Below are 8807 nucleotides of genomic sequence, written 5' to 3'. Positions count from 1 at the left end.
TGGCCCGTATCTCAGTGCCAGTGTGGGGGACCTTCCTCTCAGAACCCCTACTGATCGTCGCCTTGGTGGTCCGTTACACCGCCAACTAGCTAATCAGACGCATGCCCATCTCATACCGATGAATCTTTAACTGCAAAGAAATGCCTCTTCGCAGTGCCATGGGGTATTAATCCAGATTTCTCCGGGCTATCCCCCAGTGAAAGGTAGGTTGCATACGCGTTACGCACCCGTGCGCCGCTCTAGGTCTTAGATTACTCCTCGACTTGCCGCTCGACTTGCATGTATTAGGCCTGCCGCTAGCGTTCATCCTGAGCCAGGATCAAACTCTCCATTGTAATTTATCATTATTTCAAATCGTTGACCGCCTAAGCTTATCAACAATCTCCCGCCTGTGTCCTCAGGCTCTCATTCTCTCTTACATCATTTCAAAGAACTTTATCTCAATCTTTATCGAGAATTGCGAGACCCTAGTCCCAAATGCGAGTGCAAAGATCGTGTTTTGTTTCGTTTTTACAAAACTCAAAAGAAAAATATCTCCTTTTTTTCTTCTATTTGATCTCTGTTTTCAAATTTTCCCGGAGACGTATTCTCGAATGGGAGTGCAAACATAGAAGAGTGAATTTGATTACACAAGTGTTTCCCATACAAAAATCATAATCTTTTTTGTTGGGCCACTTTATCCTTTCTAAATCAAGACTTTGATCTTTTGAATAAAGGCACAGTACTGCAGGGCTCACCAAACATTAGTGACTTAGCAACTGGCTGAAGGGCGGAAATCATCCTGCCATAAGCAAAAAGTGGAATCGGGAAATTACTGCAACCTTTAATGACTACAGGACGATCCCTGAATGATTCTAAATCAAAAGTTGATATCACAGTTTCGGAAATCAGGGTCTCAAGTGCATCTAAATTGCCAATTGCGTATCCCTTTGAGACATGCTGGAGATAAGTACAGACCAACATAAATGCCCAAGTAGGAACTATTGCATCAGCGGAACAAGTTATGGCGACCCATTTTTCACGATAGTTCTCCCAATCAATCACTTTGAGTGCTTTTCTAAAATCCTGCTCTTTCAGAATCAATTCTTGCCAAAGAAATGGCTTCAAGTCAAAAATGATACGCTCTTCCTTGGGATAAATCTCCTCAAGATTTAACGAAATGATCGAACTTAACGACACTCTGTTGACGATATCACTCATAAGCTGAGTAGTGGATTCTTTTTAGAATGTAAAGCTTTGAATTCCTTAAGATAGTTTGGAACGAAATAGGCAATGTCAGCAAAATCCTGATTTTGGAATTTTATAAAAGCCAACTTACCCAAATGAGCAGCCGAAAATGTTAAATCCGAAACGAATTGAGCATTTTCACTTGAGACAACAGTTTTTAATTTTTCCAGTGTATCACCAGCAAAATAAACTCTCCCCCTTTCTAAAAAGTTCTGAAAAACCCCTTCTTCTAAAATCTCCGAATCCAGTTGTGCAACTGAATTTAGATTGGAATCAAATACTTCCCTGAAAACTTCCATCCTTCTTGCATCCAAAACCGGGATAATCAATGCAGCTTCTTCGGAAACCACAGCGCTTGCCAAAGCCTGAAGTGTGTTGATCGAAATCAGCGGCAAATTGAGACCGAAGGCCAAGCCTTTTGCTGTGGAGACCCCAATACGTAATCCGGTGTAAGAACCCGGCCCCTCTGATACTGCAATTCCATCCAAATCAGTTAACTCCAGCTCGGCTTTTTCCACCACATCCACAACCAACTGCATCAATCGCTCGGCATGAGCGCCTTGTTCAGTGATTTCACAAAGGCTAATCAATCTGCCTGAATCATGAACAGCAACAGAGCATACTGGGGTCGATGTCTCAATGGAAAGAATTCTTGCCATTATTTTGCTGAAGCTGATAGAATTTTAAAAGACTTCGTTGGATTTGAAAGGTAAGTTTTTGCAAGATCGATCGCAAGATCCTGATCAAGACCAGCTTCAATCATTCCTTCCTGAAAATAGTATCGAGACACAATCTCTTCACTAAGGATTTTTTTAACCTCAGCTTTGTGAGTATCCAAATCATTTTCCTTGCTGTGATTCACTTTGGCTTTGATCGCTTCAAGCTGGCTTTTGATTTCATCGAAATAGACCTCTTTTTCAGCGTACTTCTCAAGGTCTTGTACAGACTTCTCTACATAGGTTGTATAGTCATATTCTTTACCTTCCAAAAACTTTTTGAATTCTTCGTAATCACGATCGGAGATAGCAAAGGTCATTGGGTTAGAGATCGACTTATTTTTGTAAAAATATTGCGTCGCAAAATCAAAAATATGATTCCCCGCAACAAGCGTATAAGAAATCGGAGCGTACTTAACCTCGCCTACCATATCATCCGGCTCTATGCCTGCTCCGTCACGCACAATTCTGCCATTTGCAGTTTTGAAGGCTTTTCTTAATGAATCTGGTACAGATGTCAATGCCCCATTTTCTCTCGTTTGAGCGTAGTCAATAGCTTGAATACAACGCCCGCTTGGAATGTAATACTTCGCTGTGGTTACTTTGACCTGGGCATTATAAGTAAGTGGGATTGTAGTTTGTACCAACCCTTTTCCAAAAGACTTTCTTCCTACCAACACTGCTCGATCATAATCCTGAAAAGCGCCTGCCACTATCTCTGCCGCTGAAGCACTTCGCTCATTGATCAAAACAACTAAAGGAATGTCCTTATCAATTGGTGTTTTGGTAGTTTTATAGGTGTAATTGACATTTTGCAATTTCCCTAAAGTTTTAACCACTTCCTTTCCTTTGGGAATAAAGAGGTTGACGATCTCAACTGCTTCACTAAGTAATCCACCTGGATTGTCTCTCAAATCCAAAATCAATCGCTCGGCTCCTTGGCTTTTTAAATTGACCAAGGCATTTCTTACCTCTGTAGAAGCATTTGTGGTAAAATCTGACAATTTGATGTAACCAGTCTTGTCATCGATTTTTCCATAAAAAGGCACATTCTTTAATGTGATCTTTTTTCGAATCAAGGAAAAGTCTAAGGTATCCTTATCTCTAAGAATTTTTACCAATACCGGCGTATTTGCAGGTCCTTTCAAGAGCTCTGAAACCTCTGAAGTGTTCTTTTTATGAACATCAATTGAGTCTATTTTTAAAATAAAATCAGCAATCCTTAACCCGGAAGATTGAGCCGGAAAACCAGTATAAGGCATCAATATCATATTTCCTCCCCCTCGATTCCCGATCAGCGCACCTATTCCAGCGTATTCTCCGGTAGTCAGCATTCGGAAATCAGCCGATTCTTCCTCAGGAATGTATTCGGTATAAGGATCCAACTCCTCCAGCATTGCTTTGATTCCAATCGTGACCAACTTGTCCGGATCGATTTCATCTACATAATATGAATCTAGCTCTCTAACCAAAGTGGCAAAAATGTCAATGTTCTTTGCCAAGGCAAACAGCTTATCATTTTTCACCTGAAAGGCGATAGTGCCAAGGAAAAGAACTAGAACTAATGGAATAAATACAATCGGTTTTTTCAATTTCTCGATCATGAGGAAAGCGGGTTTTGAGGTAATTCCTGTTTTAAACGATTCAAGACCTGAATCATTTTGGGCTGAATCTCAGCAAATGGCATTTCTGCCTTTCCAACAAATATAAGGCCCACAATAATTCCATCGGGGGGAATGATATGCTTATTGAGTCGATAAGCTTCTTTCAGTCTTCGTTTGATGAAGTTTCGACCTACCGCTTTTTTGATTTTCTTTTTGGAAACAGAAAAAAGGACCTGATTGGGTTGAGTATTCAGCTCTGCCTTCTTTATAAAAAGCACTTTGAAGGGGTACAAAAAAAAAGAGGAACCTTTGTTAAAAAGTTCCTTGATAAGCTTTTCGGCATGTAGCCGCTCGTTCTTTGGAAGTTTAAAATTCATCGCTGGACTGGACTCGTATGTGAACATACGAAAAGCAGTGCAAAGAATTACTTCTTCAGTGTCTTTTCGGAAGAGACGGTCAACTTATGTCTACCTTTTGCTCTTCTTGCTTTGATTACCCTTCTACCGTTAGCAGACGACATTCTTTCTCTGAAGCCGTGCTTGTTCTTTCTTTTTCTTCGAGAAGGCTGGAATGTTCTTTTCATAATCGAATATCTTTAACTAGTTGCGTTCTTTATCTTCTATTCAGGCATTGTCCCTGAAAAGGATTGCAAAGATATGGACCATTTTCTGAAATACAAATCCGCTCTCTACATTTGTTGTGATAACGTATAGATTTCCTATGATTCAATATAAAATTCAATGTAAAAATCCGGTATCTCAGTTCATAGAGATCGAACTAAAACTGAATTTCAATGAAACTGAGCGTGTAAAACTCCAATTACCCGCCTGGAGAGCTGGTCGTTATCAACTCGCAAATTATGCTCAAAATATCCGAAGCTTAAGTGTGCTCGATTCCTTAGGAAATAGTCTTTTGGTAGAAAAAACAAGTAAGGACTGCTGGGAATTCAACTCCAATCAAGAAGGACCTTATAGAATCTGCTATGAATATTTCTGTGGAAAAATGGATGCTGGAAGCTCTTGGGTGGATGACGAACAAGTTTATTTGAATTTAGTCAACTGTTGTTTTGATGTGGTGGGGAAAAGTGAAGAAGAAGTTGAAGTCATTCTGGATTTACCTCAGTTTCCGAAGCAAATCAGCACGCTGATTCCTATTTTTGATTCTGTTTGGAAAGCAAATGGTTTCCAAATGCTGGCTGATTCTACAATCCTCGCCTCCAAAATCCTTACTCATTACAGTTATTCGATTGGAGAAACTCAATTTCACATTTGGATTCATGGCGAGATACATTTCGATCAAAGCCAATTTTCGGATCATTTTGAAGTTTTTTCTTCAAAATTAATTCAGGATTTTGGAGAATTCCCCGAACCGGAATATCATTTCATTTTTCAGCTTTTGCCCTATCCACACTTTCACGGTGTGGAGCATCGTCGCGGTACCGTGATTACTTTTGGACCGGCAGAAAGTCTATCAGAACCCGAGCAAATGGAAGAACTGCTTGGCGTGAGCTGTCATGAACTTTATCATGCTTGGAATGTCTGCAGAATACGACCAAAGGAACTATTACCTTATGATTTTTCCAAAGAAACCTACACCAAAGCTGGATTGCTTCTCGAAGGGGTCACCACTTATATGGGAGATCTGTACTTACTCAAGTCCGGTGTTTACGATTTACCAACCTACTTCAAGCATTTGGAGAAAGTACTTGCCAGAGAGTCCGCAAGTTTTGGCTGGCAAAATCACACCATTGCGCAATCTTCCTTTGATCTTTGGCTAGATGGATACGTAGCTGGAATACCAGACCGAAAAGTCAATATCTACACGCATGGAGCTTTGCTGGCATTGTGTATTGATGTTTTCTTATTGAAAAATGAACATTCGGCCGGTCTCATTATGAAAGAAATGTGGAAGCGATTTGGAAAGCCTTTTGAAGGCTATAACATGGAGGATTTTGAAAATTTGGTATTGGAGAAGTTTTTGGATAAAACCGAAATCCATGCCTTCTTCCTCGACTTTGTCCATGGGAAAGAAAACCTTTTTCCCTTCCTCAAATCTCAGCTTTCGTCAATTGGCATTGACATGAAAGAAACTTTGACAGAAGATGGGCTATTGCATCAATTTGGAATCAGAACAAATGCCGAAGGAGTAATTCTACAACTTCATCCCGAATCGAAAGCTTATTTTTCACTCATGAGAAATGATCAAATCTTAAATTGGACAAATGAAAAATCATCTAATTCAGCTGAAGTAAAAATTCAAATCAAAAGAAATGGTAGGGCATTGGAAATATCACTTGCAGAGGAAAAAAGATGTTTCTTTCCTGTTCTTAATCTATCTATGAGAGCAATAAATCCACTTACTGAAAAATGGAAAGCATAAAAAAAGCCTCCAAAATCAGGAGGCCTTTATAATTTTAAGCTGGTTTTCATTTATTGAAAATCAGAATCCGAAAGTGTTCCGTTAAATTTTACCGAGATCATTTTCGCTTCCAATGCAACCGGTAGCATCGGATTTTTGATAGTTAGCATCATGGGAAACAATACACCGTCTACTTCTTGATAATCCGAATAGGTAATGTCTCCAGTAGCGTCAGAGCTTGTTTTGATTTTCAGACCACTTTCTACAGAATAGTATTCATTGGTCACCATGCCGTTTGGTGCGGTGATTCCAAGCTTATTGGTTTCCTTACCGTCAATTACCTCCGTGCCTAAAAACTCCAAAACGAAACCCATTTCAGAGTAAAATTGCTCAGGGAAAACATAAGTCTGTGGTTTAAGCAAGGCAACCGTTTCCTCAGGAAGCTCTTGAACCTGCCCCATCATTATCATTTGACCACTGCCATTTACAAGCAGAGTCTTTTGCATCACATTGCCACCTACCGATGTAGATTGCATCATTCGAGTGTTTTCCGAATCAGCAATGGTTTTGATTTCGATGATTTGCCCTTGAAAGTTTGCCTCAGCTGTCATACTGGCATTTTTGATAGTTTTCACTTTGGCTTCACCGCCAACGGCCTTAATGTAATTTGCGATGATCGTGGCAGGATCATTTTCAACAATTGCAATGGGATCGCTGATGGAAATGATTCTTCCAGCCAAAAGATCACCTTGGAACGCCGTAATCATCACTGCTGAGACTAAAATTGATTTGATTTTCATGGTTTTTTATTTTAAGGGAAAATAAAAAAGAGGAGCGGAACCCCTCTTTCAATAATTATTTAACGTCAGCATCGGTTATCGGTACATTTAATTCCATCGAAGTTACTTTAGCTTCCAATGGAACCGGGATCGCAGGAGATTTAATTGTCCAAGCCATAGGTAACATTACACCGTCTTTCGCCTGATAGTCTGAATAGAATGTGTCGCCTGATGCAGGGTTTTCATATTTGATTTTCAAACCTGACTCCTGTGCGTAGTAGTTGGTCAATTTCGCCCCTGAAGCCGAGGCTATGATCACTTTATAAGCAGGAGTTCCGTCGACATCTTTCAATCCGTCAAATGTTAGGCTATATTTCATTTCCTGGTAAACAGCTTCTGGGAATAAAAATGAATTAAGAATCGCTTCTTCCACTTGAGCATCATTCATTTCGATAGATTGTCCTTGGGCAGAAATTGTACCTTTTCCATCTGCCAATGTTGTTTTTTGCATTACATTGCCTCCAACAGAGAGCTTCTGTCCATAACGGCCATTTTGAGAGTCATATACAAAAGCGAGATTCAAAGGAGTTCCCATTACATTGGCATCCATAGTGATTTTTGCAGTTTTGATAGCTTTTACTTTTTCTACTCCACCAATTGCTTTCAGATAAGTATCCAAGACTTTCTCGGCTGTCATATCAGCATCCGCTGTCAATTCCTTTGCTGGCATTCCCATGTTGTCATACATCGTGACTTCACCAAACTGCGCCAATTTTTCCTTGATCTCTGCTCCATTTCCTACCGTGGTAATTATGAATTTGTCCGGCTCAATCAAGCGTTTAGCTGTCGCATTAATATCTTCAACTGTAAAAGCATTCAATTTCTGAAGGTAAGTTGCGTAGTAGTCTTTCGGCAACTTGTATCGATCAGTGTTCAAAGCAAAATTTGCAACTGTAGACGGCTGCTCAAGAGACCTACCAAAGCTTCCTGAAAGTTCTGCTTTTGCTTTAGCTAATTCCTCTTCAGTTACTCCATTATCGACGAGATTCTGGATCTCATGAATAAACTCATAAACCGCGGAGTCGGTCACTTCGGTTCTTACTGAAGCGTTTGCTGAGATAGTTGCAACCAATTTATCTGCACCAATAGAAGAATAAGCGCCATAAGTGTAGCCTTTATCTTCACGAAGATTCATGAATAAACGAGAAGCAGAACCTCCACCCAAAATCTGATTTAGCAATCGGCTGGAGATGTAATCGTCGTCACCAATCTTCATTTTTACAGGCTGAGTCAAATTGATCACTGACTGCACCGAAGAACTTCTGTCTACCAAAGCAACTGCTCTTTTAGAAGCTCGCTCAGGCATTGGATAGGTGAATTTTGGAACTTCGCCTTTTTTCCAGTTTCCAAAATATTGCTTCACTACTTTTTCAGCTTCGACCTTATCCATATCTCCCACGATGGCGAGATAGGCAATATTTGGCTTGAAATAAGTGGTATAATATTTTTTAACGTCTTCGACCTCAATGTTATTAATTGTGGTTTCGTTGGAGGATTCGCCATAAGGGTGATTTTTCCCATATAGAACCGCGGATGAAAGTCTGCTAGAAATTGCGTTTGGATTGTCTTTGCTTTGTGCCAAACCAGTAAGCGCTTGTTTTTTCAATTTGTCCAATTCTTCTTGCGGAAATACAGGATTGTAAAGTACATCAGACATCAACTCGAGCACTTTACCCTGGTGCTTTTTCAAAGAAGACGCAAACATGGAGGTCGAGGAGACACTTAAACTTGCACCAATAAAGTCGACTTCCTGATCAAGCTGATCTTTGGATCGATTTTTAGTACCGGCCATCATCATCTCGCCTACAAAACCTGTCATTCCAGACTTATCGCCTTCCATGATTGGGTCGCGCTCCAATACCAAGGTGAAGGACACGCGAGGAAGCTTGGTATTTTTCACCACGAAAACTTTCAGACCATTTTCCAATGTGAAGGTTTCTGCTTCACCAATTTTGATTTCAGGTGCTGGTCCCGATTCTGGCAACTTACTTCTGTCCACTTGAGCAAAACTGCTCACAGTGGCAAAAAGTGTAAATACAAATGCTATTGCTAATTTTTTCATT

The 8807-nt window shown here is 40.2% G+C and carries 8 protein-coding genes and 1 rRNA gene; 1 reads left to right on the top strand and 8 read right to left on the bottom strand.

The features are described from left to right. The 6 genes from ACK4HU_RS18525 to rpmH form a co-directional block, all read right to left on the bottom strand. Positions 1-335, bottom strand: a 16S ribosomal RNA gene (locus ACK4HU_RS18525); the annotation flags it as partial. 355 nt (positions 336-690) lie between these two features. Further along, on the bottom strand, positions 691-1200 hold the full coding sequence (locus tag ACK4HU_RS18520) for a DUF2480 family protein (protein WP_409809210.1): 510 nt from the start codon (positions 1198-1200) through the stop codon (positions 691-693). Further along, positions 1197-1886, bottom strand: coding sequence for a tRNA (adenosine(37)-N6)-threonylcarbamoyltransferase complex dimerization subunit type 1 TsaB (tsaB, locus tag ACK4HU_RS18515; protein WP_409809209.1), 690 nt, complete (start codon positions 1884-1886; stop codon positions 1197-1199). Before tsaB ends, ACK4HU_RS18520 begins: the two co-directional genes overlap by 4 nt. Then, on the bottom strand, positions 1886-3547 hold the full coding sequence (locus ACK4HU_RS18510; protein WP_409809208.1) for a S41 family peptidase: 1662 nt from the start codon (positions 3545-3547) through the stop codon (positions 1886-1888). Before ACK4HU_RS18510 ends, tsaB begins: the two co-directional genes overlap by 1 nt. Then, a complete protein-coding gene (gene rnpA, locus ACK4HU_RS18505) occupies positions 3544-3924 on the bottom strand; it encodes a ribonuclease P protein component (RefSeq protein ID WP_409809207.1) in 381 nt (126 codons plus the stop codon). Before rnpA ends, ACK4HU_RS18510 begins: the two co-directional genes overlap by 4 nt. Positions 3925-3971: 47 nt before the next feature. After that, on the bottom strand, positions 3972-4130 hold the full coding sequence (gene rpmH, locus ACK4HU_RS18500) for a 50S ribosomal protein L34 (RefSeq protein ID WP_092729746.1): 159 nt from the start codon (positions 4128-4130) through the stop codon (positions 3972-3974). Between the two features lie 137 nt (positions 4131-4267). Here rpmH and ACK4HU_RS18495 point away from each other — a divergent pair, with 137 nt between their 5' ends. Then, positions 4268-5926, top strand: a complete 1659-nt coding sequence (locus ACK4HU_RS18495; protein WP_409809206.1) for a M61 family peptidase — start codon at positions 4268-4270, stop codon at positions 5924-5926. A 50-nt stretch (positions 5927-5976) separates the two neighbouring features. On the opposite strand, the gene ACK4HU_RS18490 is transcribed toward ACK4HU_RS18495, so the two are convergent. Together ACK4HU_RS18490 and ACK4HU_RS18485 are read right to left on the bottom strand one after the other, a co-directional pair. After that, positions 5977-6705 (bottom strand): peptidase, M16 family protein, encoded by a 729-nt coding sequence (locus ACK4HU_RS18490; protein ID WP_409809205.1) that lies wholly within the window; start codon positions 6703-6705, stop codon positions 5977-5979. Positions 6706-6760: 55 nt separating this feature from the next. Next, positions 6761-8806 (bottom strand): M16 family metallopeptidase, encoded by a 2046-nt coding sequence (locus tag ACK4HU_RS18485; RefSeq protein WP_409809204.1) that lies wholly within the window; start codon positions 8804-8806, stop codon positions 6761-6763. Position 8807 lies beyond the last annotated feature (1 nt).

Origin of the sequence: Algoriphagus sp., from assembly GCF_046296635.1 — a bacterium.
Classification (GTDB): Bacteria; Bacteroidota; Bacteroidia; order Cytophagales; family Cyclobacteriaceae; genus Algoriphagus.
Note: the sequence above shows the minus strand (reverse complement) of the source record. Positions and strands in the feature narration are given on the sequence as shown.